The 23,977-nt window shown below is 58.7% G+C and carries 24 protein-coding genes; 7 read left to right on the forward strand and 17 right to left on the reverse strand.

Going from position 1 to position 23,977, the window contains the following annotated elements; translation table 11 throughout:
* The first annotated feature begins 239 nt into the window (after nucleotides 1-239).
* The 4 genes from OS242_RS17480 (at nucleotide 240) to OS242_RS17495 (ending at nucleotide 3,616) form a co-directional block, all read left to right on the forward strand.
* Nucleotides 240-671 carry a very short patch repair endonuclease gene (locus tag OS242_RS17480; RefSeq protein ID WP_267152985.1) on the forward strand — a complete coding sequence of 144 codons (432 nt, stop codon included), beginning with the start codon at nucleotides 240-242 and terminating at the stop codon, nucleotides 669-671.
* A 199-nt stretch (nucleotides 672-870) separates the two neighbouring features.
* The gene (locus OS242_RS17485) at nucleotides 871-2,019 is read left to right on the forward strand and encodes a helix-turn-helix domain-containing protein (protein WP_267152986.1); all 1,149 of its coding nucleotides are present in this window, start codon (nucleotides 871-873) and stop codon (nucleotides 2,017-2,019) included.
* Nucleotides 2,019-2,147, forward strand: coding sequence for a hypothetical protein (locus OS242_RS17490; RefSeq protein WP_267152987.1), 129 nt, complete (start codon nucleotides 2,019-2,021; stop codon nucleotides 2,145-2,147). The genes OS242_RS17485 and OS242_RS17490 overlap by 1 nt, the downstream gene beginning before the upstream one ends.
* Nucleotides 2,148-2,299: 152 nt before the next feature.
* Nucleotides 2,300-3,616 (forward strand): helix-turn-helix domain-containing protein, encoded by a 1,317-nt coding sequence (locus OS242_RS17495; protein WP_267152988.1) that lies wholly within the window; start codon nucleotides 2,300-2,302, stop codon nucleotides 3,614-3,616.
* A 7-nt stretch (nucleotides 3,617-3,623) separates the two neighbouring features.
* On the opposite strand, the gene mutT is transcribed toward OS242_RS17495, so the two are convergent.
* The gene (gene mutT, locus OS242_RS17500; RefSeq protein ID WP_267152989.1) at nucleotides 3,624-4,016 is read right to left on the reverse strand and encodes an 8-oxo-dGTP diphosphatase MutT; all 393 of its coding nucleotides are present in this window, start codon (nucleotides 4,014-4,016) and stop codon (nucleotides 3,624-3,626) included.
* Nucleotides 4,017-4,589: 573 nt separating this feature from the next.
* On the opposite strand from mutT, the gene OS242_RS17505 reads away from it, so the two are divergent.
* Nucleotides 4,590-5,378, forward strand: a complete 789-nt coding sequence (locus tag OS242_RS17505) for a carbon-nitrogen family hydrolase (RefSeq protein ID WP_267152990.1) — start codon at nucleotides 4,590-4,592, stop codon at nucleotides 5,376-5,378.
* A gap of 55 nt (nucleotides 5,379-5,433) precedes the next feature.
* On the opposite strand, the gene OS242_RS17510 is transcribed toward OS242_RS17505, so the two are convergent.
* The 7 genes from OS242_RS17510 to OS242_RS17540 form a co-directional block, all read right to left on the reverse strand.
* Nucleotides 5,434-5,598, reverse strand: a complete 165-nt coding sequence (locus OS242_RS17510; RefSeq protein ID WP_267152991.1) for a hypothetical protein — start codon at nucleotides 5,596-5,598, stop codon at nucleotides 5,434-5,436.
* A gap of 238 nt (nucleotides 5,599-5,836) precedes the next feature.
* Complete coding sequence (hemG, locus tag OS242_RS17515; RefSeq protein ID WP_267152992.1) at nucleotides 5,837-7,294, reverse strand: protoporphyrinogen oxidase; 1,458 nt, start codon at nucleotides 7,292-7,294, stop codon at nucleotides 5,837-5,839.
* Between the two features lie 6 nt (nucleotides 7,295-7,300).
* A complete protein-coding gene (hemH, locus tag OS242_RS17520) occupies nucleotides 7,301-8,233 on the reverse strand; it encodes a ferrochelatase (RefSeq protein WP_267152993.1) in 933 nt (310 codons plus the stop codon).
* The gene (gene hemE, locus OS242_RS17525; protein WP_267152994.1) at nucleotides 8,233-9,273 is read right to left on the reverse strand and encodes a uroporphyrinogen decarboxylase; all 1,041 of its coding nucleotides are present in this window, start codon (nucleotides 9,271-9,273) and stop codon (nucleotides 8,233-8,235) included. Before hemE ends, hemH begins: the two co-directional genes overlap by 1 nt.
* A gap of 66 nt (nucleotides 9,274-9,339) precedes the next feature.
* Nucleotides 9,340-9,762 (reverse strand): hypothetical protein, encoded by a 423-nt coding sequence (locus tag OS242_RS17530; RefSeq protein WP_267152995.1) that lies wholly within the window; start codon nucleotides 9,760-9,762, stop codon nucleotides 9,340-9,342.
* Between the two features lie 97 nt (nucleotides 9,763-9,859).
* Nucleotides 9,860-11,410, reverse strand: a complete 1,551-nt coding sequence (gene pruA / locus OS242_RS17535; RefSeq protein ID WP_267152996.1) for an L-glutamate gamma-semialdehyde dehydrogenase — start codon at nucleotides 11,408-11,410, stop codon at nucleotides 9,860-9,862.
* Nucleotides 11,411-11,544: 134 nt separating this feature from the next.
* Nucleotides 11,545-12,033 carry a hypothetical protein gene (locus OS242_RS17540; RefSeq protein WP_267152997.1) on the reverse strand — a complete coding sequence of 163 codons (489 nt, stop codon included), beginning with the start codon at nucleotides 12,031-12,033 and terminating at the stop codon, nucleotides 11,545-11,547.
* Nucleotides 12,034-12,232: 199 nt separating this feature from the next.
* Here OS242_RS17540 and OS242_RS17545 point away from each other — a divergent pair, with 199 nt between their 5' ends.
* Nucleotides 12,233-13,162, forward strand: coding sequence for a proline dehydrogenase family protein (locus tag OS242_RS17545; protein WP_407702126.1), 930 nt, complete (start codon nucleotides 12,233-12,235; stop codon nucleotides 13,160-13,162).
* Between the two features lie 46 nt (nucleotides 13,163-13,208).
* Here OS242_RS17545 and OS242_RS17550 read toward each other — a convergent pair whose 3' ends face one another.
* Nucleotides 13,209-13,721, reverse strand: coding sequence for a D-glycero-alpha-D-manno-heptose-1,7-bisphosphate 7-phosphatase (locus OS242_RS17550; RefSeq protein ID WP_267152998.1), 513 nt, complete (start codon nucleotides 13,719-13,721; stop codon nucleotides 13,209-13,211).
* A gap of 113 nt (nucleotides 13,722-13,834) precedes the next feature.
* Here OS242_RS17550 and OS242_RS17555 point away from each other — a divergent pair, with 113 nt between their 5' ends.
* Entirely contained in the window at nucleotides 13,835-14,587 is a 753-nt protein-coding gene (locus tag OS242_RS17555; RefSeq protein ID WP_267152999.1) for a hypothetical protein, read from the forward strand.
* 97 nt (nucleotides 14,588-14,684) lie between these two features.
* Here the strand turns inward: OS242_RS17555 and OS242_RS17560 are convergent, their stop codons facing one another.
* From OS242_RS17560 to nadE, 8 genes are all read right to left on the reverse strand, one after another.
* Nucleotides 14,685-16,010 (reverse strand): S-layer homology domain-containing protein, encoded by a 1,326-nt coding sequence (locus tag OS242_RS17560; protein WP_267153000.1) that lies wholly within the window; start codon nucleotides 16,008-16,010, stop codon nucleotides 14,685-14,687.
* Between the two features lie 116 nt (nucleotides 16,011-16,126).
* Nucleotides 16,127-17,305, reverse strand: a complete 1,179-nt coding sequence (locus OS242_RS17565; protein ID WP_267153001.1) for a thiolase family protein — start codon at nucleotides 17,303-17,305, stop codon at nucleotides 16,127-16,129.
* Between the two features lie 70 nt (nucleotides 17,306-17,375).
* Nucleotides 17,376-18,560, reverse strand: coding sequence for an alpha/beta hydrolase (locus OS242_RS17570; RefSeq protein WP_267153002.1), 1,185 nt, complete (start codon nucleotides 18,558-18,560; stop codon nucleotides 17,376-17,378).
* Between the two features lie 89 nt (nucleotides 18,561-18,649).
* Nucleotides 18,650-19,933 carry a DUF4129 domain-containing protein gene (locus OS242_RS17575; protein ID WP_267153003.1) on the reverse strand — a complete coding sequence of 428 codons (1,284 nt, stop codon included), beginning with the start codon at nucleotides 19,931-19,933 and terminating at the stop codon, nucleotides 18,650-18,652.
* Complete coding sequence (locus OS242_RS17580; RefSeq protein WP_267153004.1) at nucleotides 19,930-21,090, reverse strand: DUF58 domain-containing protein; 1,161 nt, start codon at nucleotides 21,088-21,090, stop codon at nucleotides 19,930-19,932. Before OS242_RS17580 ends, OS242_RS17575 begins: the two co-directional genes overlap by 4 nt.
* On the reverse strand, nucleotides 21,087-22,055 hold the full coding sequence (locus OS242_RS17585; RefSeq protein ID WP_267153005.1) for an AAA family ATPase: 969 nt from the start codon (nucleotides 22,053-22,055) through the stop codon (nucleotides 21,087-21,089). The genes OS242_RS17580 and OS242_RS17585 overlap by 4 nt, the downstream gene beginning before the upstream one ends.
* A 115-nt stretch (nucleotides 22,056-22,170) precedes the next feature.
* Nucleotides 22,171-23,064 (reverse strand): NAD(P)-dependent oxidoreductase, encoded by an 894-nt coding sequence (locus OS242_RS17590; RefSeq protein WP_267153006.1) that lies wholly within the window; start codon nucleotides 23,062-23,064, stop codon nucleotides 22,171-22,173.
* 1 nt (nucleotide 23,065) lies between these two features.
* On the reverse strand, nucleotides 23,066-23,881 hold the full coding sequence (nadE, locus tag OS242_RS17595; RefSeq protein WP_267153007.1) for an NAD(+) synthase: 816 nt from the start codon (nucleotides 23,879-23,881) through the stop codon (nucleotides 23,066-23,068).
* Nucleotides 23,882-23,977: the final 96 nt, after the last annotated feature.

A 23,977-nucleotide genomic window follows, 5' to 3' on the forward strand; every position in this document is an offset into this window, starting at 1 on the left:
GAAACACCTCTCTATTCATCTCCATACAGTCGCTCGCACGCTGGATAGATGATCAGGACATACTCTACTAGAATAGTATTTTTTCGTTTTCTTTTCTACAGCACTCGAATGCATTTCGACAAGCTATCTCCCGTTCCTTCTTACACACTTTGTGTACCTTTGGTTTTCGAACCTAAGAGTATAGGGAAAAGAGGAATCTGGGAAACTCACGGCAAGCAACATCCGGAGGAGGAAGTCAGATGGCCGACACACTTACGAAAGAAGCCCGCAGCCGCAACATGAGCGCAATCCGTTCAACCCGCACAAAGTTGGAGAATCGCGTAGCGAAGGAACTATGGAAGCGAGGTTATCGGTTCCAGCACAACGTACGTGACCTGTTTGGCAAACCTGATCTGTCCATGAAGAAGTGGAAAATCGCTGTTTTCATAGACTCTTGCTTTTGGCATGGGTGCGAACTACATGCGCAAGTGCCCGCAGCAAATCAGGAGTTTTGGCTTAAGAAAATAGCCCGTAATAAAGAGAGAGACCTGAATGTCACACAATACTATCAGGACGCCGGGTGGACGGTGCTTCGTTACTGGGAGCATGATATCAAGAAGGATTTTGAAAGGGTTATTGAAATGATCGGCGAGCATGTGTATCTGGCTAAGAAAGAGAAAGGCTCGCTCTAAATTGAATCAAATTTGTCCATGCGGGGCGTGTTGCAACGGCACGCCCCTCATTATTTTCGTGTTTTTAAGACTCTGACAGTGGAAATCTTTGAAAGTGCAAGTGGTGACGAATGCAAATATTGATGTATAATTACTACACGAAATATTTTAACGTAAATGTTAATGTGATAGCTCCCCGTATAATAAGGAGGACAGTATATTGACTCCCGGTATTTCAATTCCACTTGGAAGACGCATCTCAGAGATCCTGCACGAAAAGGGAATCTCCCCCAATGCATTCAGTCAGAGAATCGGAATGGGCAAAGACACTTTTTACAGCTGCATCAAAGGCGACCGTTATATCAAACCTTCCGAACTCGCCCTTATGGCATCCAAATTGAACCTTACCAGTGATCGAATTCTACAGAGAGACAACGAAAAAGAATTTCTGGAAGTACGCTCGCTTCTGGAGCGAAAAGTGAACATTCAACGTGCGCTGGAATTAGCCCAACACCTCTTTCAGAGTGCCCTTGGATGGACTGAGAAGTTCGATCTGTTAAACGATATCGGGACAGCTTATCATCATCTGAAGGACTACGAGCAAGCACACCGCGCTTGGGTGGCCGCTCTGCCCTACGCGGAAAAGATTCATTCGGCCTACGGAGAATACGAACGTCTTTTTCGAATTACAAAAAACCTGATCATCTCCTATACCCAAAGAAACGATTTTGCCAAGTTGACTCAGATCCTGGCAGAAATGGAGCCTTCTTTCGAGAATTCAAATCCGGACTATGCGGGTGCTTTGAGTTATTCACACGCGATGGTAGCCTTAAAGTTGGGCGACAAGGAACTGTGCCGGGACAAGCTGTACCAGCAACTTCGATTCAATCAGATGATGAATGTGACGAGAGCGGTGGGGATTGCCCATCACAACGTTTCTTATATCGAGTACCTGCTTGGGAACTATGAGGTGGCAAGGTCGCATTCTGAGAAAGCAATGGATCTGCTCATTGATTTTCCCGATCTTTATTTCGAATCGGTTAAAGATTTTGTCCGCATCCTGTGGCATCTGGATCAATTCGACCTTGCAAAGGAAAAAGTCGTAACTTCGCTCGAATCGGTGGAACAATTCAACCTACCGGAAGCACGGGCGAAACTGCTGGTCTTGAAAGCTTTGACTCACAACGATGCAACGAGTGCGGAATCCATTTTTTCAATAGGCGGACTAGATGAAAAGCTCTATCTCCTTGCTTGTCATTTCTTACTGGACTTTTGCAGAACGGCGAATGACGCAGAAGGGCTTTTGAGATATTATAAAATCATGAAGAGATACGATAAATCACCGTTGTCCGTTTGGGAGGGTATTTAATGAAGAAGAGAATGTTCTGCTTTTTGGTCGCCTTTGCTTTTCTTGTTGGCGTGTTTGGTCCGATTTCCACCACAGAAGCAAGTTTCATTCCGCCCGATCCCTCGATTGTGCTGAATGATAAGAATTGAATTTTGGTACTGCCTTCCGTTTTTGACGGGAGGCTTTTTTATTTTATTCGAAAGAAAAATTACCTTCTGATGCATGACTTGTAAATCGTATATCCCTTCCTTTAGAACAGTTACTATGATTACAAACATGATAAAGTCAAGGAGGTTTTATAGTGAAGATCCATGATTCCAGCACACAGCCCTTCTCCCTCGGCCGCCGCATTCGCGAACTGCGTCTGCGTAAGGGGCTCACCCAAATCGATCTCGCCGCAGGGCTTTGCACTCCGTCGATGATCTCGCAGGTCGAGTCGGACCGGGCGCGTCCCTCGTACAAAATGCTTTACTCGATCTCCGAGCGGCTCGACGTACCGTTGGAGCGGCTGCTCGTCGATGTCGAACTCAATCTGGAGGTCGTCAGCGCTTACAAGATGGCGCGGGCGATGGTCTTGGCAAAGGAATACAGAGCGGCGATCCCGCTCCTCGAAGACTTGATCCAGACACCTCGTGCTGCGGTGTCGAGTGTGGATCTGTATCTGGATCTCGGGCAGTGCTATCTCCACACGGGGCAGTTGACCGAGGCGGAGCAGATGCTAAAACATGTCCGGGAACTCGCCATCATGCGCAATGACGCGCTGGTAAATGTGCAGGTGTTGCGGTCGCTCGGGGAGATTGAGTTTCAGCGGAAGAACTACACGCTGGCGTTGTATCAGTGGCAGGGTGCGTTGGAGGAGTCGGCGGCACTGGAGCGGGAAGATCCGTTGCTCACCGGGCAGTTGTATGTGCAGATCGGGTCGGCGTATACGCAGCTCGGGCGCGTGGAGGAAGCGCTCGGGGCTTATTTGCAAGCTGTCGAACGCCTCCAAGGGACGGAGAGTGTGCAGGAGATCTCCGGGGCGTATCTGGCGTTGGCAGACGGGTATCGGAAGGTGGACGATTTTGAGAAGAGTTCCTCCTATGCGGAGCTCGCCATCGGCGGGTATGCGGCGTTGGAGAATCTGCGGATGACGGCGACGTTGCGGCGGATGCATGCGGTGGCGCGGGGTCAGGCCGGGCTGGTGGATGAGGCGATGGCGGATCTCGTGGCGTGTGTGGAGGAGTTTCGCCGGTTGGGAGACGGTGTGGAGGAAGGCGTGGCGTGGGTGGAGTTGGCGAGGTTGCAGGTCGTCGCGGGAGATGCGGGTGCGGCGGAGGAGGCTTGTCGACGGGCACGGGCGTTGTTGCCGGAGTTGCATGTGTATCAGGCGTGGGTGCAAGAGGTGCGGGGGCGGATCGCGCTGGCGGCCGGAGACCGGCCGGAAGCGTTGCGGCGGTTTGCGTTGGCCGCAGACGGGTTCCGGCAGCGGGAGGCTGTGAAGGAGTGGGTAGAGACGATGCAGGCGATGGCGGGGCTCTATGAGGCGGAGGGTGACATGACGCGGGCGGTGCAGGTGTTGCGCGAGGTGACGCGGTATACGGGGCAGGTATTGGCGGAGCGTGGGATTGTGTTGTAGAGCGCGATCACACGGACGCAAGCAACACTTCGATCGTCGGCAGGTCGGCCGGTGCCCAGTCGAGGGTGGGCAGGTCTTGGATGGGCAGCCATGTGAGTTTTTCATGCTCGGTGGCTTGCGGTGTTCCGTTTACCACTGTGGCGTGGTAGGTGATGAGGCGGACGGTGATGGCGGGGTATTCGTGGGTAGCGTCGGCGACCAGCTCCCCGACCTCGATGTCGCAGCCGAGCTCTTCGCGGATCTCCCGGCACAGACTCTGTTGCGGCGTCTCGCCGGGCTCGATCTTGCCGCCGGGGAACTCCCAGAGGCCGGGCATGGACATGGTTTGTGAGCGAAGTGCGCAGAGCACTTCGTTTTTTTCATTGCGAAGGACGGCGCCGACGACGTCGATTTTTTTCATGGGGGGTGGGGGCTCCTTTTGAAAGAGATATAGGTAGTATGGCACAAAGTTTTGAACAGGAAGCTTATGTGGCTTATTGAATTATCTAGAAACGACAGAAAGGTTCATCTCGCAAATTATCGATATTCAGACGAACCCATGTACTTTAAACGGTTTTCTTGAATCACAACGTCTCGATGGTCCCCTACATACTGGAAATTGTATCCTCCTCTATCTTCGTAACCCCTCAGGCAATGCTTCTTTTTCGGCTATGCCGACTCAATTATAGTCCGGCGTTCATCACATCTATTTGAAAACAAACAAGTATCCACATCAGTTGCAGGTTCATAGCCAAAGCGAATTTGCGGGATCTCGTATTTGTTTCTCAGGTTGTGGAGGTCATGCTGAAGTAACGTCATACACACATCTTAATCGAATCTTCCTTATCCTTCCACTCCCCTACATATCTTGTGAGTTTCCCCTCTTTTCATGAGCAGCCGAGCGGCGCACTTGCCCGCTCGGCTTCTTCTCTTTCCTTGCATATCATGGTAATCTAAAGACAGAATCTCAACGGATCGAACGGAGGAATCCCAGATGACGCAACTGCGCATTGCCCTGCTCCAAATGGACATCGCCCTCGGGCAGCCGGAGGTCAACCAAGCCAAGGCTCGCGAATGGGTGGAGAAAGCCGCAGCTGCCGGCACCGATCTGATCGTGCTGCCGGAGATGTGGAACACCGGCTACTCGCTGCAAAACATCAAAGAGGTCGCCGACCGCAACGGCGAGCAGACCCGGGCGATGATGAGCGAGCTCGCTCGGACTTACAACGTCAACATCCACGCCGGGTCGGTCTCCGATCTGCGCGACGGTCAAGTCTACAACACCACCTATCTCTTCGACCGGAAAGGCCAAGTGACGGGCACGTACTCCAAAGTGCATCTGTTCCGCCTGATGGACGAGGAAAAATACCTCCAAGGCGGCGACCGACTCGGCGAGTTTACGGTCGACGGCGTGCAGATCGGGTCGATGATCTGCTACGATCTGCGCTTCCCGGAGCTCTCCCGCACGATGGTGCTCAACGGCGCGCAGGCGCTGTTTGTCCCGGCCGAGTGGCCGCATCCGCGCCTGAACCACTGGCGGCACCTGCAGATCGCCCGCGCGATTGAAAACCAGACGTTCGTCATCTCCTGCAACCGCGTCGGCTTTGGCGGCGAGACGGAGTTCTTCGGCCACTCGATGGTGATCGACCCGTGGGGCGAGATCCTGCTCGAAGCGGACGAGACAGAAGGCATCCACCATGTCACCATCGACCTCAGCGTAGTGCCGGAGATCCGCAGCCGCATCCCGATCTTCGAGGATCGCCGTCCGGAGCTGTATAAGTAAGAAAATAAGAAAAACCTCCCGTCCGCCGGCGGGAGGTTTTCTCTGTGTTCGTTTGCTACAGCAGGTTGTGCCACTCTTTGTTGACGGCGATGACCGAGTAGCACTCCGGGCAGAGTTGGCCTGCCGTGTCGATGTAATGGGAGCGCTCGTAGGACGGAGTGTCAGCCTCAAACTCCGTCTCAGCTTGGCACAGGCAGCAGCAATCATTCTTTTTACTCATTTCATTTCATTCCTTCCTAGTCGCGATCTGTTATTTAGAATTATACCAAAGGGAGACGGGAATTCAAGTGAATTATCGAAAAATTTTGTGAATATTTTGTGAGGAGGCGACACACTTCGTCCCCCACAGGCACCCGATGGCGGAAACGGATTTTTTCAACAGGTTTAGAGTACGTCGAGACGCGGTCCGGTATGCAAAAAAGAGAGCCGTTCGCAAAGAACGGCTCTCTCGGTGTTCGTTATTTCGTCAAAAAGGACACGATCTGCCCGGCCGTCTGTTTGCCCTGCCCGATGGTGTCAGGGATGCCAAGGCCGGTAAATCCCGCTCCGGCGAAGAACACGCCCGGCAGGTCGCGGGCCGCCTGGTCGACGAACGTTTTCACGCGGTCGAGGTGGCCGACGGTGTACTGCGGCATCGAACGACGCCAACGGGCGACGCGGGTGAACATCGGCTCGGCGGTGATGCCCATGATCTTTTTCACATCGGCGCGGACGCGGGCGACGATCGTTTCGTCCGACTCGTCGACGATCGCCTCTTCCCCGGCGCGGCCGACGTAGAAGCGCATCAGGACTTTGCCGTTTTTCGCCGTGTGCGACCATTTGCTCGACGTCCAGGTGCACGCGGTGATCGTGGTGCCTTCTTTGTGCGGGATGACAAATCCGGTGCCGTCCAGCGGGTAGTCGATGACGCCTTTGTCAAAGGCGAGAACGCAGGTGGCGACCGAAGCGTACGGGACTTGGGTCAGGTGCGAGCCGGAGACGAGCTCCTGCGGCAGGAGCTTGGCCGATTCGAAGGTCGGCGCGGTCAGCACGACGGCGTCTGCGGTGAGGGTCTCCCCTGCTGCCAGCCGCACGGTGTAACCGCCCTCCTCACGCGGGGTGATCTCCTCGACGGCGGTGGAGAGGCGCACGTCGGTCTGGGTCAATGCGTCCGCGATGCCGCGAATCAGGCGTTCGAGGCCGTTCGGGAAGGTGACAAAGACGGAGTTGGGCAACGGCTTCTGCCCGAGCTCCGGCTGTTGCGGCACGGCCGCTTTCGCTTTGGCTTCGCGGGCTTGGGCCAGCATGCCGCGCACGAGGGAGCCGTAGTTTTGCTCCAGTTGCTCAAACTGCGGGAAGGTGGCGCGCAGACTCAGTTTGCGCAGGTCCCCGGCGTAGATGCCGGCCAGCAGCGGTTCGGCCATGTGGTCGACGACTTCTTTGCCGAGGCGGCGCTCCAGGAAGGCACCCAGCGACTGATCGCCTTTTTGCTGGTGTTTCGGCAGGACGAGGTCCAGCCCCGCCCGCAGTTTGCCGCCCATCGACAGGAGGCCGGTGGTGGCAAACGGCATGAACTGGGTCGGGATGCCGATGTTCAAGCCTTGCGGGATGCGGTGGAGCTTGCCTTCGTGGAGGATGTAGGTCTTTTTGTTGTGCGGGTTGGTGCCGACCAGTTCGCCGTCGATGCCGAGCTCCCGACAGAGCTCGACCGCCTGCGGTTTGCGCACGAGGAAGGAGTCCGGTCCCGCCTCGATGACAAAGTCGTCGATCTCATCGGTCTTGATCTTGCCCCCGAGGCGGTTGTCCGCCTCCAGCAGAGTGATCGTGAGGCTGTGGCCTTGTGCGCGGGCCGCCTGCTCCAGATAGTAGGCGGTGCTAAGGCCGGTGATGCCCCCGCCGATGATGACGACCTGTTTGCCGTTCGCTTTGTCTGCCATGCGTTCTCATCCCTTTTTCGCTTGTTGCAAAACGGCCGTGGCGACTCCTTGCAAAAATTGCGATTCGTCGTTCGGCGAGGCGGGGCGAACCAGTTTGACGCCGAGTTCCTCCGCCAGTTTTTGCGCTTCGATGTCGATGTCGTAGAGGACTTCCAGATGATCGGAGACAAAGCCGATCGGCGCGATGATCAGGCCTTTGATGCCCGCGTTCGCTTGGAAGCGGATCACGTCGAGGATGTCAGGGCCGAGCCACGGCTCCGGGGTGCGCCCTGCCGATTGCCAGGCGGTCGACCAGTTGCGGTGGCCGATCTGCTCGGAGACGGCAGCACCGGTCTCTTCGATCTGTTTCGGGTACGGGTCGCCGACTTGGAGGATGCGCTCCGGGAGGGAGTGCGCGGTGTAGAAGATCTTTACCGCGTCACGCTCTTCGGGGGCAAACTGCTCCAGCGCAGCCTGCACGCGTTTGGCGGTGGAGTCGATGAAAAGCGGTTGCAGATGCCAGCTCTCAACGAACGTCATCTGCGGGCCGCCGTGTTTTTCGATGGACTCCTGCGCGTATTTGATGTAGGTGCCGATGCTCATCGTCGAGTAGTGCGGCGCGAGGACGACGCCGATGGCCGTCTCGATGCCGTCGGCGACCATTTTCTCGACCGTCTCTTCGATGAACGGGTGCCAGTGTTTCATGCCGGTGTACATCTTGTATTCGGTGTCCGGGTCGAGCTCGGTGAGAGCGCGGTGCAGGCCGTCGACTTGGTCGGCGGTGATCTTGTTCAGCGGCGAGAGGCCGCCGATCGCCTCGTAGCGGTCGATCAGGTCCTGCAACTGCTGCGGCTCCGGAGCGCGACCGCGTCTGATGTGCGTGTAGTAAGGCAAGACCTCGTCGATGCTGCGCGGGGTGCCGTACGCCATGACGAGGATGCCGACCGGTCGTTTCGACATTAGCGGCTCAACCTCCGGGCGGAGTATTCATGAACAAAGTCGGTCAGGCGTTTGAGCACGTCGACGTCCGCCTCCGGGAAGATGCCGTGTCCGAGGTTGAAGACAAAGCCCGGCTGAGCCATGCCCATGTCGAGGATGCGGGCTGCTTCGGCAAAGCGCACGTCTTCCGGTGCCAGCAGATAAGCCGGGTCGAGGTTGCCTTGCAGAGAGAATTTGCTCCCCACGCGCTCGCGTGCTTGGTCGAGCGGGACGCGCCAGTCGACGCCGATCACGTCGACCGGGAGTTCGCTCCAGATGCGCATCAGTTCGCCGGTGCCGACGCCAAAGTAGATCTTCGGCACGTTGAGTTCTTGCAGGCCGGTGAAGATCTTTTTCATGGTCGGCAACACGTAGGTGCGGTAGTCGCTTTGGGAGAGCGAACCGACCCAGGAGTCGAAGATCTGGATCGCTTGGGCACCCGCTTCGATGTGTGCCTTCATATAGGAGAGGATCATGTCGGACAGTTTGTCCATCAGCGCGTTCCAGACGTCCGGGGCGCTGTACATCATCTGCTTGGTCTTGTAATAATTGCGGGACGGGCCGCCCTCAATGATATAGGAAGCGAGGGTGAACGGCGCGCCTGCGAAGGTGATCAGCGGGACTTTCAGTTCGCGGACGAGGATCTCGATGGTCTCGATGACGAACGGCAGGTCTTCTTTGGCGTTCGGGACGCGCATGGCGTTAACGTCAGCCAGAGTGCGGACCGGGTTGGAGATGACCGGGCCGATGCCCGCTTTGATCTCGACATCGATACCCATCGGTTTGATCGGGGTCATGATGTCGGAGTAGAGGATCGCAGCGTCGACGCCGAGTTGCTCAATCGGCGCGATGGTTACTTCGGCGCAGAGTTCCGGTTGCTCGGTGATCTGTTCGAGCGAGAATTTTTCTTTGATTTTACGGTAGCTCGGTTGGTAACGGCCGGCTTGGCGCATGTACCAGACTGGGATATGGTCGACCGATTCTTTGCGAATCGATCGCAAGAAAGTGTCGTTAAAGGTCATGTGGAGTCACCATTTTCTACTATGTATTTTTTGTCAAAGTCATCATACCGCAAGGAGTGGGCAAGATCAAATGAATGAATTGTGTCTCGAAAAGGAAAACTTTGTGAGCGCGTGGAGGGCGACGCCGTACAGGGCGTGCGCGGCGAACCACCACACGAGCGGTCGGAGTTGCCCGGAGAGCTCGGGAGCGGCCAGCGGTTGGAGGACAAAATAGATCAGGGACGTGAGCAGACCGTAGAGAGCGCCGGTGATGAAGTTGGCCGGAAGGACGCGCAAATAGATGTAGCGATACGCCATCGCAGCGATGATGGCGACGAGGAAATGCAGGAGCCATTGGATGATCGGGGTATTGAAGGTGCTCAAGACCGGGATATAGGACAGGTCGAGCAACACGACGTCGAGCGGGTCGCCTGTAGCTGTTGCGAGGAGGACCAGGAGCAGACCGAGCAACACACCCGTGACGAGACCGATGACAGACAGACGAAGCATAAAGATCACCCCTTGAGAATGATGGTCGAAGATCAATTCCGCTCCCAGATGTGATAAAAACCACCCGCCAAAGACGGGTGGTTTTTCGTGTCGCGAATTAGAAGCGTTCGACGACGGTTTTTGCTTGGGTGAATTGGAGCAGGTAGTCGTAGCCGCCCGCTTTGGAGTCGGTGCCGGACATGTTGAAGCCGCCGAACGGTTGGACGCCGACGAGCGCGCCGGTGATCTTGCGGTTGAAGTACAGGTTGCCGACGTGGAACTCGCGACGTGCGCGCTCCAGGTGGAAACGGTTGTTGGAGATCACGCCGCCGGTCAGACCGAACTCGGTGTCGTTGGCGATGTCCAGCGCGTCGTCAAAGTCTTTCGCTTTGATGACGGCCAGCACCGGGCCGAAGATCTCTTCTTGCGAGATGCGGGCGTTGCGGTCAACGTCTGCGATGACGGTCGGCTGGATGTAGAAGCCGTTGCCTTCCGCTTTGCCGCCGCCGACGAGGACTTTGCCTTCGCCTTTGCCGATCTCGATGTAGTTCAGGACGTTTTTGTAAGCCGACTCATCGACGACCGGACCGAGGCCGAGACCTTCTTCGTGCGCCGGGCCGACTTTGAGTGCTTTGGTCAGTTCAACGATCTCGCCGACCACCGCGTCATACACATCCTGATGGATGATCGCACGGGAGCAAGCGGAGCATTTTTGACCGGAGTAGCCAAAGGCGGACTGGACGATGTACGCCGCCGCTTCTTTGACGTTGACGTCGTTGTCGACGACGATGGAGTCTTTGCCACCCATCTCCGCCACGACACGCTTCAGCCATTTCTGACCTTTGTGCACCTTCGCTGCCCGCTCGTAGATGCGGCAGCCGACTTCTTTGGAGCCGGTGAAGGAGATGAAGCGGGTCTTCGGATGGTCGACGAGGTAGTCGCCGATCACGGAGCCTGCGCCCGGTACGAAGTTGACGACGCCGTCCGGCAGACCGGCTTCGATCAGCACCTCGACGAATTTCGCTGCGATGACTTGGGTCGGGGTCGCCGGCTTGAGCAGCACGGTGTTGCCTGCGACGATCGCCGATGCGGTCATGCCGACCATGATCGCCAGCGGGAAGTTCCACGGCGGGATGACGATGCCGACACCCAGCGGGATGTAGGTCAGTTCGTTGTCTTCGCCTTCCCAACGGGTCAGCTGTTGCTCTTCGGACAGGCGCACCATCTCACGCGCGTAGAATTCCAGGAAGTCGATCGCTTCGGCAAACTCCACGTCCGCCTCCACCCAGATCTTGCCGGATTCGTACACCATCCACGAGAGGAACTCGTAGCGGCGGCGCTGCATGATCGCCGATGCTTTCAGGAGCACGCGAGCGCGCGCTTTCGGATCGAAGTCTTTCCACCAGGAAAACGCGTTGAGCGCTGCGGTCATCGCTTCTTCCGCCAACGCCGTGTCCGCCTTGGAGATCAGGCCGATCACTTGGTCTTTGTTGGACGGGTTGATCGAGGTCGATTTGTCGTCGGTCTTGATCTTCTTGCCACCGATCACCAAATCGTATTCACGGCCAAAGTCTGCTTCGACCTTTGCAAGTGCAGTCAGCATTTGTTCACGAATCTCCGGCTGTGCGAAGTCGAGGAAATGCTCATTTCGGAAAGTCCCTACTGCCATCTATGAAACCCCCTGTTCACTATGTAGGTAACGATAACAACCCTCATTGTAACCAACTTGCAAGGGGGACGCAAGCAACCCCGGCACAGAACAACAGCGGGTGTCTGCTGAAGACACCCGCTGTTCGTTTTCTTTTAGTAATAATACGGCCCTGGTATCGGCAACGGCAAGGGAACGGGCAGCGGAACCGGCCCGACAAAGGGCGGATACGGGTACAGGAAAGGTCTCGGACGCGGATAGAAGGGCGGCGGATAGGGGTAGAACGGACGCGGCGGAGGCAGCGGGAGGAAACGGTCGTCTCGGTCGTGGCTGACAGCCACAGTCTCTTCGTCGCTCCCCGCTCCCCCGTCGCGATACATCGGCACATGGTAGTAACCGGGATACTGGTCGGTCGGCAGCGGCCATTGCCACGGCTGCGGCTGGATCGGCGTCGGCGTGACGACGCCTCCGGGCACGGTGACGACGGTGCCGCCGGTGATCACATCGGGCGGATACCCCGGCACGGTCGGCATCGGAATCGGCGGGATAATGTTTGGATTGACGATGGGGATCGGACGCCCGTCACGGGCATCATAGAAATACGGAATCGGCTGAACGGCCTTGCGTTTACGTCGGGAACTCATAAGGTTTTGGTCTCCTCCCGATATGGAACTCGCTCACGATACCTTATGAGGCATCCGTCCCGGTTGCCCGCCCAATTTTCATCGTTCGACAACGTTCACGGTGTTGTCAAAATCTATCTCATCTGTGATATACTAATGATGGATTTGTCCATCAGAAATATTATAAAAAGTAGTGATTCTGGTCATTAAAGTGAGGTAGATTTCTGTGTCTCTCAGTCGAAAGATCGTCCTCTCCGTCGCCGGCAACTCGTTGGTAAGCGGATTCATCAAGAAATATGGCATGAAACTCGGCGCGGCACGCTTTGTCGCGGGCGAGACGCTGAAAGAAGCACTCGAACAGGTCAAGCTGCTCAACCGCGACGGCCTCGTCGTCACGCTCGACCACCTCGGCGAGTTTGTGTTCAACGAGGATGAAGCATGGGCTTCGACCCGCGCTTGCCTCGATGTCCTCGACGGCATCAAAGCGAGCGGCGTCAACTCCAACATGTCGCTGAAAATGACCTCGCTGGGTCTCGACCTCAGCAAAGAGCTGTGCATGAAGCATATGCGCATGATCCTCGACAAAGCACGCGAGTACGACAACTTCGTCCGCATCGACATGGAAGACTACGCGCACATCGACGTGACGATGGAGATCTTCAACGAACTGCGCCAGGAATACGGCAAGCACGTCGGCCTTGTCATCCAGGCGTACCTCTACCGCACCGTCGACGACATGAAGCTCTTGGAAGAAACCTACGAAAACCTCAACCTCCGCCTCGTCAAAGGCGCCTATCTGGAATCCCCGGAAGTCGCGTACCCGAACATGGAGGACGTCAACAAAAACTACAAGAAGATCATCGAGATGCACCTGCTCGCAGGTCACTTCACCGCTGTGGCTTCCCACGACGACGTGATGATCAACTTCACCAAAGACCTCGTGAAAAAGCACAACATCCCGAACTCCCAGTTCGAGTTCCAAATGCTCTACGGCGTCCGTCCGGAGACGCAGCGCGAACTGGTCAAGGAAGGCTACGCAATGCGCGTCTACGTTCCGTACGGCAACGACTGGTACGGCTACTTCTCCCGCCGCATCGCCGAGCGTCCGGCCAACGCATTCTTCATCATCAAGAACATGTTCCGCAAATAAAAAAAGGAAAGCCCCGCTGCCGGTCGGATCGGCAGCGGGGCTTTTTTTAGTCGTGCGAGAGAATCCAGTCGGCCGCCTTGGCCAGCGACGGCGCGGAATGATCGGCCGGGGAGTGCGGGTCGCCGATGAAGATCGTTTTGACGCCCGCCTTAAGCCCTGCGATGACGTCGGTGTCGCGGTCGCCGACCATGTAGGACCGGGAGAGGTCGACGTCGTATTTTTGGGCGAGGTCGAGGATCATCTTCGGCTCCGGTTTTCGGCAGGCGCAGCGGGCGTGGGGTTTGTGGGCGCAGTAGGCGATCTCGTCGAGGATCGCCCCGTCTCGCTCCAGTTCCCGCTCCATTTTTTCGTGGATGAGGTGGAGGTTTTCCTCTTTCATGTGGCCAAGTCCGACGCCGCCTTGATTGGTGACGACGAACACTTTGTAGCCGGCGTCGTTCAGTCTTTTGATCGCCTGTCCCGCATCGGGGAACAGGATCAGGTCTTCCGGTGTGTTGACATAGCGGACGTGGTCGTTGATCACGCCGTCGCGGTCGAGAAATACGGCTTTGGTCGCCATAGGGGGCAACGCTCCTTTTTTGCTCTAGAATGCGCAGAACGGGAGATGCGTAGACCAACATTTTCTGGGGCACTCTACAACTGACATTTTTGGCGCAGAAGGGAGACTGTATGATGAGAGCTCGCAACAAGAAATGGCTGTCCCTCACCCTGTCGCTGGCGGTGCTGCTCGCTCCCGGCGCAGCGATGGCGGAAAACAACAACGACCAACTCTCCCCGAATGAACACCGGCAGCTCCGGCAGATCACCGAACTGTCCGGCGGCACGATCTCGATCCAGTGGGACCAAGAGCGCGGCACGCCCCGCTCGATCTCCGGCCGGCTGTCGAAGCCGCTGAAAGGCGAACCGCTCGACATGGCGTATACGTTCCTCGGCACGGTGAAGGAACTGTATCACGTCGAAGCCCCGCGAAAGTCGTTCCGCCTGCGGAAGGTCAGCAAGGATGAGCTCGGCATGACGCACATCCGCCTCGCTCATATCGCCCGCGACATCCCGGTCTGGGGGGATGAGATCATCATCCACATCGACAAAAACGGCGTCGTGCGCTCGGTCAACGGCCAGTTCACGCCCAAGATCGAGGCCAATTCGGAGCAGTTCACGGCGGCCAAGATCGACGCGGCGAAGGCGATTCAAAATGCGCTGGCCGATGTCAAAGTGGAAAAGCCGGACGCGCCGCCGACGGCGATGCTGTATTATTTCCCCCACCCCACCCCCGACTCGGTGACGCTGACCTACATCGTGACGATCCTCGACCAGAGCGCACCTGCCGAATGGAAGGTGTTTGTGGATGCGGTGAGCGGCGATGTGGTGCATAAGTACAATAATATCAAGTTTAAGCAAGGCTTGAAAAAGCCGAAGCAGCAGTAGTTGAAACAGGCGACCGCCACCCTGCGAGTCGCCTTTTTCATGAAAAGAGAGCGCCGTCCGCGAGTGGACGGCTCTCTCTTTTTTCTGGCATATCGCCCTACTTGGCCGACATCCCCGCATACAGGTCTTTGATCTCCTGCGGGATGATGATGTCGGTCACCGCGTTGTAGTCGGAGAACGTGACGTCAATCGTCGTTTGCGCGTCTGCTCCATGATCTTCCACGATGTGCATCTGCTTGAACTGATGCGTCGTGCGGTCGATGACGAACGTGTAGATCACGTTGGTAAAGATCGCCTCTTCACCGCCGCTCGCCTCCAGCAGGTCCGGCGGGAGCAAGGACAAATATTCGCTGCTCGACGGCTTGCTGGTGATCGTGACGGTGTTTTCCGCTTCGTTTTCCGCGACGGTCGAGTACGCGGCCAGGTAGCGGGTCGGTACCGATTCGACCGAGGAGAGCGCACTCGGCCCGACGTTTTCTTCTGCGGTCAACTCGACGGAGACCCACTCGCCGCCCACGCCGCGCATGAAATTGTAGCCTTTGTACACGTACGACTCGACCGGTTCGCTGACCAGCGTGCCGGTGCCATCGGGCGCCGTGACGGTGCCGGTGATGCGCATCGTGTACTCCGGTTTGACGATCACTTCGTTGATCATGTCGGTGTGCATCGAGAAGTCTATCATCTTCACCGACATGCCCATGTTCAGCTTGTACGACTCGGCTGCGTTTGTGACCGCTTCCGCTTGTTTGAGGTGGTCGACCGCTTGGCGAATCGTCTGAAATTGGCCTGTGTACGATTCGCGGTTGTTGTAAAACTCATAAGCGAGACGGGCGACCGCTTGGCGAGCAGACAGACCGCGCGGCATAAAGGAATACCCCGTACTCGACGCCGAGCCTTTGAGAAAGCCGACTTTCTGTGCGAGGGCGACGGCGTTTTGCGCATAGCCGGTCACCTGCCCCCGGTCGATGAAGGAAGACGGCATCGCGAGGTCATTCGCCAGCGCTTCCATGCCAAAGCCGCGAATGAAAAACACGGCGAGCTGCTCGCGGGTGATGTTTTGCATGGCTCCGAACTGGGTGGCGCTGACGCCTTGTGTCAGACCGGCTTTGACCAACGCACCGACGTACGGACGCGCCCAAGGCGCCACGTCGGTAAATTTGGCGGCCGCTGCGGCGTCGCCCTCCAGTTTCATCGCCTTGGCGAGCACTTTCGCAAATTCCTGACGCGTCATCGAGGCGTTCGGGCGGAACGTGTTGTCTTCATACCCGGTGAGGATGCCGTCGGTGACGAGGATCTCGATCTCTTGCTTGGCATAGGCCCCGCCGATGTCCCAGAGTTTGGGCGGTTGGGTCTGCGCAGCGGCCGGATCGGCGACTGCGAGCAGCGTCGCAGTCAGAAGGAGTGCGGTAATCTGTTTGTACATATGAGTAAGAGTCCTCCTTGTGGCGATTCTGTCTGTAAGGTGCTCCCAAATGCAAAAAACGATTCCTTTCCCGGCTGGGAAAGGAACCGTTGGATGGTGCAGGAAACGAACGAGGATCAGACGCGCTCGACGAGCAGCGCGACGCCCATGCCGCCGCCGACGCACAGCGTGGCGATGCCGCGGTCGAGGCCGCGATGGTGCAACTCATGGACGAGCGAGACGGTGATGCGGGCACCGGTCGCGCCGACCGGGTGGCCGAGAGACAGACCGGAGCCGTTGACGTTGACGATGTTGCGGTCGAGGTCGAGCAGTTTTTCCACGGCGATGTACTGCGCCGCAAACGCTTCGTTGATCTCCCAGAGCTGGATGTCGTCTTTTTGTAGACCGGTTTTGGCCAGCAGTTTGTTGACGGCCGGCACCGGGCCGTAGCCCATCAGCTCCGGCTCGACAGCGGCGACGGCCGACGCAACGATCTTCGCCAGCGGTTTGACGCCGAGCTCGCGGACTTTCTCCTCCGACATCAGCACGAGCGCGGCCGCGCCGTCATTGAGACCGGATGCGGTGCCTGCGGTGACGGTGCCGTCTTCGCGGAACGCCGGTTTGAGCTTCGCCATGCCTTCAAGGGTGACGTCGGCACGCGCGTGTTCGTCGCGGGTGACCGTCTGCGTTTTGCCCCGTCCCAGCGGCACGTTGACCGGCACGATCTCGCGCTCAAACAGCCCGGATTCGATGGCGGCCATCGCACGGCGGTGCGATTCGACGGCCAGTTCGTCCTGCTCTTCGCGGGAGATGTTGTATTTGTCGGCGAGATTCTCCGCCGTCACGCCCATCAGGATGCCTTGGAGCGGATCGGTCAGCACTTCCCAGACCGAGTCGTAGATCGTTTTGTGCTGCAGGCGTGCGCCCCAGCGGTTTTCTTTGAGGATATACGGCGAGGAGGACATCACCTCGACGCCGCCTGCGACGACGATGTCGGCGTTGCCGGTCTGGATCTGTTGCAGACCGGAGATGATCGCCTGAAGGCCCGACGCGCACTGGCGCTGGATCGTCATGCCCGGCACATGATCCGGGAACTCCGCTTTGAGCAGCGCGGTACGGGCTGTGTTCGGCTCGTCGGTGCGCTGGATGCAGTGGCCGAGGATAACCTCCTCCACCTGCCCTTTCTCGATGCCGGCGCGCTCGACGGCCGCCGCGATCAGATCGGCCGCGAGCCCGCTCGGCATCATCGACTTGAACGATCCGCCAAACGACGTGATCGCCGAACGGACCGCGCTTACAATGTATACGTCTTTCATCTTTTTCCCCTCCGTCAGAAGCATCAGTTAACTTCATGATAGTCCTTCCGACCGGTCGGTGCAAGGTTTTTTACGAGATCTGCTCGGCCCATGTCTGCCAATTTCCGTTATACGGAATCCGCGCCGTCTTGACCGCATCGTGGAAGATCCGCATGTTGCTCCAATACCCCACGTGCGCGTATCCCCATTTCTGACCGTTGTCGACCTGCACGTTCGTCACGCCTTTGTAGAAATCGAGGGGCCCTGAGATCGGGTCTTTCGGGTCCCAGTAGTTGGTCCAGTTTAACGAGGTGAGGCAGTCGCGGACGGTGCTTTGAAAGACGACGTCCGGCGCGGCGGGCAGTTCGGCGTCGATGCGGCGGAAGGCGTTGACGTTGTTGAGCACGAGGCGTTTGACATAGTCGCTCTGCGGGATGTGCTCGCGGAAGAAAAAGGCGACTTTGTCGAGCGGCGAACCGATGGAGATGAAGTCGGTCAGTTTGTCCGCATGGCGGCGTAGCGCTTCGTTGTCGTTCATGGAGAGATTGATGCGGTTCAACGCGTCGTAGGCGATGACGCTGCCGAGGGAGTGGCCGACGAGGATGATCTTCTCGTAGTCGTCGTCGAGCAGAGACGTGATCTTTTGAATCGCCCCTTGCAGGACGCGCTGACGGACTTCGTAAAATTTGGACTTCATATCGCTCGACGTGTAGATCGCCACGTCGCCGAGGTAGTCGATCAAAAGTTGCGTCGGTTTGCCGATGAACAGCCGGAGGATCGGGTCAAGAACTGCCGGCATCAGCCCGTGCGTGACCAGGCCCATTTTATAGAGACCGCGCAGGACCCAGCCGAGATGCTTGAGGTACCAGCGCTTTTTAAATTTGCCGTCTTCAAACGCTTCATAGCGGCGGACCAGCTCGTTATTGGCCTCGTAAAATTTTTCAGCGCCGTCCGACGCTTGGATCAGCCAGTGCACGATCTCTTGGAACGAGATTACGTCTTTCATGTTGTGCGCCCAATAGTATTCGTGGACATCGAGGCGAACGGTCGGATCGTGGCTGCAGCAGACTTCCACATAATCCTCCGTCCCGTCCGCCAGCTGAGCGCGGCTGTGCGTGAGGGTGATCTCATCGTCCGGGCGGCTCTGACGCAAAGAGTCGACGAGGTTGCGCGTGAACAGGTCCAGCGTTTCATAGACGTTCTGCTCCCCGATGCCGTGAATGATCAGGATGCAGATCTTGCGGGTGTTCGTTTGGTTCAGGGTGGTCAAGTTCATGTGTGATTCCCCTCCCTCTCGTCCGGTGATACCTAATAGAGGGGGAATATTCTGACATTTAACAACCCAATCAGTAAAAAGACCTCGGGTTAACGAGGTCTGTTCTCCGTCAGTTCGTCGGTCAGCCGAGCGGCCAGCGGTTCCCGGTCGGTGACGGTGCGCTCGCCGTAGCGTTCGTCCATGTACAGGTCGGTCAGTTCGCGCATCGGGGCGGCGAGCTCCGGGCGCTGGACGGCGACACGGCGGATGTAGGCGAGGGGCGTCTCGCCGGGATGGCGGCCGTAGCCGTCTTTTCTCATGGCGTGGAGGAAGCGGCGGTAGAGGCGGCGCATCCGGGTCAAGGAACCGACCGGGACGCCGCCGCCCCGCCGGGTCGGCGTCTTGGCAGCGGTGCCGCGGATGAACTCGCGCACTTCGACGATGCCGCCTTTGGGTCGGCCGCGATGGAGGCGTCCCCGATGGCGCAGGTAGAGGAGCAGGACGACGAGGACGGCGATCAAGAGGAGGGTCATGATCGTGCCTTCGACGATCAGCGGGTCGACGGCTCCTTGCAGGTTCCCGTCGATCTCGGGCAGTTTGGTGAGTTCGCCTTCGCCCTCTTGTTTGCCCGACCGGCCATGAAAGTCACCCAGTCCCAGCCACGCCAGCAACCAGCCCACGCCGTAGACCAGCGGGGTCAGCACATAGCCGATCGCCGTCCAGACCGCCTTGAACACCGGCACGCCCACCGCGTTGAGCAGCCAGGCGCCAAGCAGGGCACCGCCGACGACGAACAGCGGCAGGTTGTTTTGCAGGCGGTTCAGCGCGGACGGGGTGCTGTCGATGCCGCGCATCCACTGCGCAGCCCACGTCAGGGCCAGCAAGCGCAGGAACAGGAAGAGGATGAAAAACGGAAACATCTGCGACTGCCAGCGCGGGTCACCTTGCAGGATCAGGGTGAGCACGGCGGCGACCACGATCATGGCGATCTCCTGCCGGTAATGGCGTTGGAGCGCATGGCGCAAATAGGTGCGGTCGTCGACCGCCTCCATCATCCGCACCCACATCAAAAGCCCTGGGATCAGCATCGTCATCACCGGGTAGAGGATGTGTTCCGGCGGCAGGAGCAGCACGGAGAGGATCGTCGCCGCGATCAGGAAAACGATCCCGAGAGCGAGCAGCAGGAGCTGTTTGTCGCCGCTCTCCTCCCTGTGCTCCCCGAGCAGAAAGCGGGTGTATGCCACGCCGCCGAGGATCGCAGCGGTGAGCAGATAGCCGGGCACGTAGGCGGTGCCGTTTGCATAGAGGCCGCTCAAAATGATGAACAGGACGCTGTAGCCGACGGCATAACTGCCGATGGTCGCGAGGTAGACCCGGTGGAGCAAGCGGATCATGCGGACACCTCCTGATCGAGCGTGGCTTGTTCTGCGTCGTCCTCGTCTTCCTCGACAGCCAGCACCGTGACCGGGATGCCCGGCGGCAGTCCGTGCAGGGAGTCGGCGACACGCGGAAAGGCGAAGATCCGGATCGTGTGCCCTTCGGCGCGCAGATGCTCGACGGCGAGGGCGGCGGACGGACTCCAGTGGGCGGTGAAGATCACCAGCGTCGTGCGGTCGCGCAACCGCCCCCGCAGCTCGCCGAGCAGATCTTCAAACGGAGCGGCCGCCCGGTGGCTGAGCCCGCCGAGTGCCGCGAGCAAGGTCTCAAAGTGATCCGGCCGGTCGTTCGGCGGGATGTGCAGAGAGCCCGCCCCCGTCCAGCCGGCGTTGGTGGAGAGGGAGATCGACAGGCCCTGCTCCGCCGCCGCTTGCAACCAGGTGGCGGCGGCGCGGATCTCGTGCTCCAGCAGGGCGTGGATGCTGCCCGTCCAGAACGGTTCGAAAAATTGGCCGTTGATCACGACGCAAAAGTCGGCTTGCGACGTGGTCTCGAACTGTTTGATCATCAGTTCGCTGGTGCGGGCGGTCGCCGCCCAGTGGATCGCTTTGTACGGGTCGCCGAGTTGATAGCTCCGCACGCCTTGCAGACGGGACGCGTCTTCTTGGTACCACCGTTGCACCGCCCGCTCGCCGATCAGTTCGTCCAGCCGCACGTGCAGGTCCGCCTCCGGGAGCAGGCGCGGACGGACGAGGATCGAACTCATGTCGTGGACTTTCTCATACGCGTCTTTTAAGCCAATTCCGTCGCCATACCGCAGTTCACCCGATTCAAATCGATGCAGACCCCGCGCTGCAAAGCGCACCGGCACACAGCGCTGCATCCGCTGACGAGGAAGCAGGAAGGAACGAAGGACGAGCACATCGCTCCACTCCCCGTCTTCATTTCGGGCGAGCAGTCCGTCGCAAAGCGGCTGCGCAAGTTCCAGCCACGGGAGCGGAAACCAAGAGGTGTTCTCCAACACCACCCAGATCTCGCCTTCGTCTCCGGCGGTCCGGATCTCCTCCGGCAGTCGGATCTGGTAACGGATCTTGCCTTCCGTCCCTGTCTCCCAGAGCCGGGAGTAGGCGTAGATCATCAGCAGCAGTCCGCCGATGAACAGCAGGGCGGTCATCGGGATGCTCCCGCCGCGTCGTCCTCCACCGGTACCGGGACGATGTCTTCGAGGATCTCCGCGAGCAGGTGATCGGCCCCTTTTTGCTTGATGCGCATGGACGGGTCGAGTGCCAACCGGTGGGTCAGCACGGGTGCCGCCAGCTCTTGAATATCGTCCGGGATCACATAGTCGCGGCCGCGAATGCCGGCCAGCGCTTGAGCGGCCGCCCCCAGCGCGATCAAGCCGCGCGGGGAGACGCCGATGCGGATGCCGTCGTGCTCGCGGGTGCGGCGGACGATCTCGAGCAGGTAGTGCTCCACGTCGGGAGCGAAACGGATGCGGCGGACGTCCTCCATCGCCTGGACGATCTCGTCCGGGGTGACGACCGGCTCCACCGTCGCCGAGGAACGGCCTTCGCGGGAGTAGCGGAAAATGGTGCGCTCCTCTTCCAGCGTCGGATAGCCGAGCGATATTTTCATCAAAAAGCGGTCGAGCTGCGCTTCCGGCAACGGGAACGTGCCGTGCGACTCAATCGGATTTTGCGTGGCGATCACAAAGAACGGGCGGTCGAGCGGGCGCGAGGCTCCGTCGACGGTGATCTGTCCCTCCGCCATCGCTTCCAGCAGCGCGGCTTGCGTGCGCGGGATGGCGCGGTTGATCTCGTCGGCGAGCACCAGTTGGGAAAACAGCGGACCTTGGCGGAATTCAAACGAGCTCGTCTGTTGGTTGAAAACGGTCGTGCCGACGACGTCGGACGGCAGCAGATCCGGGGTGCATTGCAGGCGGGTAAATTCACAGCCGATGCTGGCGGCCAGCGATTTGGCGAGCACCGTCTTGCCGACACCCGGCACGTCTTCCAGCAGGACGTGGCCCCCGGAGAAGAGGCCGACGAGCAGCAGATCGAGCGTATCTTGTTGTCCGACGATCGCTTTTGCGACCTCTTGACGAATTTTATGGGTGACTTGTTGAATTCGATTGTTCATGTCACACTCACACCTCTCTATTTTCTGAAGAATTAGTCACTTCGGATCGGAAAAAGTTACATGTTCTGCAAAAGAAAAAAGACGGTGCAAAGACCGTCTTTTTTCAGCCGTTGGCTTACCGGTTGATCCCGCTCATCGCTTCGAGTTGGAGCAGGATGACCGCGATGTCTTGGTCGCCGTGTCCGTTCGCTTTGGCGGCGACGAACGTCTGGTGCGCAGCCGACGTGGCCGGGAGCGAGGCTTCGGCCGTCTTGGCCGCTTCGAGGGCGAGGCCGAAGTCTTTTTCCATGTGCTTGAGCGCAAACGCCGCATCAAAATGGCCCGCCAGGATGCTCGGCGTTTTCATGGCAAGAATCGGCGAGGCGATCGCCGTCTGGCCGAACATGTCGAGCACCGTCTGACGGTCGAGGCCGGTCTTTTCCGCCAGCACGAGCGCTTCGGAGAGACCTTGCATCGTGATGCCGAGCATCAGGTTGACCGCCAGTTTGGCGTTGGCACCTTGGCCGTTCTCCCCGAAGTGGTAGGACGCTTTGCCAAGGGCACGGAAGATCGGCGAGCACGTTTCATAGAGCTCCTTGTCGCCCCCGACGAGGATGACGAGCGTGCCGTCTGTCGCCGGTTTGACCGAGCCGGAGACGGGCGCGTCGAGGAAGCCGATGCCCTGTGCACGAAGACGGGCGCCGATGGAGCGCGACGTCTCCGGGGCGATGGTGCTCATGTCGATCAAGGTCTGCCCGGCCCGCATCGCGGCGGCTGCCCCCGCTTCGCCAAACAGCACCGCCTCGACGGTCGCCGAGTCGGTGAGCATCGTGATCACGATGTCGACGCCGGACACGAGCTCCTGTGCCGTGGACGCCACCTGCGCCCCTTTGGCGCGCAATGCGTCAGCCTTGTCCAAGGTGCGGTTGTAGACGGTGACGTCATACCCTGCCGCCAGCAGGTTGGCCACCATCGGAATGCCCATGTTGCCAAGGCCGATCCAGCCCAGTTTCGGAAGTGCCTGCGTCATCCTAGCGACCCTCCCCCGGATACTTCGGCTGGGAGACCAGCGGCATCAGGTTGCGCTTGTGCGCGCTGAGGGCGTAGAGGCGGTCGATCTTCGCCTTCGTCTCCGCGTCAGCCTCGCCGGTGATCAGGTAGGTGTCGAGCGCTTCGTAAGTCAGACCGAGCTCGTCCTCGTCGGTGTGCCCTTCCCAGAGATCGGCGCTCGGCGCTTTGGTGATCACAGGAGCAGGCATGTCGAGGTGTTTGGCGAGGATGCGGATCTCCGCTTTGACAAGGTCGCCGAGCACGGAAAAATCGCCCGCTGCGTCGCCGTATTTGGTCTCGTAGCCAACGGCCGTCTCCGACCAGTTGCAGGTGTTGGCGACGCGGTGTCCGAGCAGCGCGGCCATCCAGTATTCGGCGTTTTTGCGGAAGCGGGGCTTGAGGTTGCCTTTGACCAGCGGGTTGTCCGCGCCGATCTTGATCTCGGACGGCAGCACCTCGGCGCTGTCCAGCATCACGTCATGGAATTGGTTGACGATCTGGCTGAAGTCCACCTGGAGAAAGCGAATGCCGTACGCGTCGGCGACGCTCTTCGCATCGCGGTGATGGACGGAGGAAGACTCCGCTCCCATCCACATGGCGACGACCGCGTCCGGGCCGAGCGCTTTGGCGCACAGAGCGGCGGTGACGGCCGAGTCGATGCCGCCGGACAGCCCGAGCACGACGCCTTTGCCGCCGGTACCGGTCACCTGTTCGCGGATAAACGCCACGCGGCGGTCGATCTCTTGTTCGATGCGCGCTTCAAAGGCGCGGAGATGCTCTTCCATAAGCTGGTTCATCAGGTTCTTCTCCTTTGTCTCTGTTCCGTATGTATCATCGTCCTCAATTGTATCACAAAAAAAGGCCGCCCATTGGCAGGGCGCCCCTTTTTTTCC

The sequence above is a fragment of the Tumebacillus lacus genome (assembly GCF_026410385.1).
GTDB classification, from domain to species: domain Bacteria; phylum Bacillota; class Bacilli; order Tumebacillales; family Tumebacillaceae; genus Tumebacillus; species Tumebacillus lacus.

Coding starts and splice junctions, on each gene's coding strand:
- OS242_RS17565 (WP_267153001.1), bottom strand. CDS start 17,305: ATGAAAGACGTATACATTGTAAGCGCGGTCCGTTCGGCGATCACGTCG.
- nadE (WP_267153007.1), bottom strand. CDS start 23,881: ATGAACCAGCTTATGGAAGAGCATCTCCGCGCCTTTGAAGCGCGCATC.
- OS242_RS17530 (WP_267152995.1), bottom strand. CDS start 9,762: ATGCTTCGTCTGTCTGTCATCGGTCTCGTCACGGGTGTGTTGCTCGGT.
- OS242_RS17540 (WP_267152997.1), bottom strand. CDS start 12,033: ATGAGTTCCCGACGTAAACGCAAGGCCGTTCAGCCGATTCCGTATTTC.
- OS242_RS17580 (WP_267153004.1), bottom strand. CDS start 21,090: ATGACCGCCCTGCTGTTCATCGGCGGACTGCTGCTGATGATCTACGCC.
- hemG (WP_267152992.1), bottom strand. CDS start 7,294: ATGGCAGACAAAGCGAACGGCAAACAGGTCGTCATCATCGGCGGGGGC.
- OS242_RS17555 (WP_267152999.1), top strand. CDS start 13,835: ATGAGAGCTCGCAACAAGAAATGGCTGTCCCTCACCCTGTCGCTGGCG.
- OS242_RS17575 (WP_267153003.1), bottom strand. CDS start 19,933: ATGATCCGCTTGCTCCACCGGGTCTACCTCGCGACCATCGGCAGTTAT.
- OS242_RS17550 (WP_267152998.1), bottom strand. CDS start 13,721: ATGGCGACCAAAGCCGTATTTCTCGACCGCGACGGCGTGATCAACGAC.
- OS242_RS17490 (WP_267152987.1), top strand. CDS start 2,019: ATGAAGAAGAGAATGTTCTGCTTTTTGGTCGCCTTTGCTTTTCTTGTT.
- OS242_RS17590 (WP_267153006.1), bottom strand. CDS start 23,064: ATGACGCAGGCACTTCCGAAACTGGGCTGGATCGGCCTTGGCAACATG.
- hemH (WP_267152993.1), bottom strand. CDS start 8,233: ATGTCGAAACGACCGGTCGGCATCCTCGTCATGGCGTACGGCACCCCG.
- OS242_RS17510 (WP_267152991.1), bottom strand. CDS start 5,598: ATGAGTAAAAAGAATGATTGCTGCTGCCTGTGCCAAGCTGAGACGGAG.
- hemE (WP_267152994.1), bottom strand. CDS start 9,273: ATGACCTTTAACGACACTTTCTTGCGATCGATTCGCAAAGAATCGGTC.
- OS242_RS17560 (WP_267153000.1), bottom strand. CDS start 16,010: ATGTACAAACAGATTACCGCACTCCTTCTGACTGCGACGCTGCTCGCA.
- mutT (WP_267152989.1), bottom strand. CDS start 4,016: ATGAAAAAAATCGACGTCGTCGGCGCCGTCCTTCGCAATGAAAAAAAC.
- pruA (WP_267152996.1), bottom strand. CDS start 11,410: ATGGCAGTAGGGACTTTCCGAAATGAGCATTTCCTCGACTTCGCACAG.
- OS242_RS17585 (WP_267153005.1), bottom strand. CDS start 22,055: ATGAACAATCGAATTCAACAAGTCACCCATAAAATTCGTCAAGAGGTC.
- OS242_RS17480 (WP_267152985.1), top strand. CDS start 240: ATGGCCGACACACTTACGAAAGAAGCCCGCAGCCGCAACATGAGCGCA.
- OS242_RS17570 (WP_267153002.1), bottom strand. CDS start 18,560: ATGAACTTGACCACCCTGAACCAAACGAACACCCGCAAGATCTGCATC.
- OS242_RS17505 (WP_267152990.1), top strand. CDS start 4,590: ATGACGCAACTGCGCATTGCCCTGCTCCAAATGGACATCGCCCTCGGG.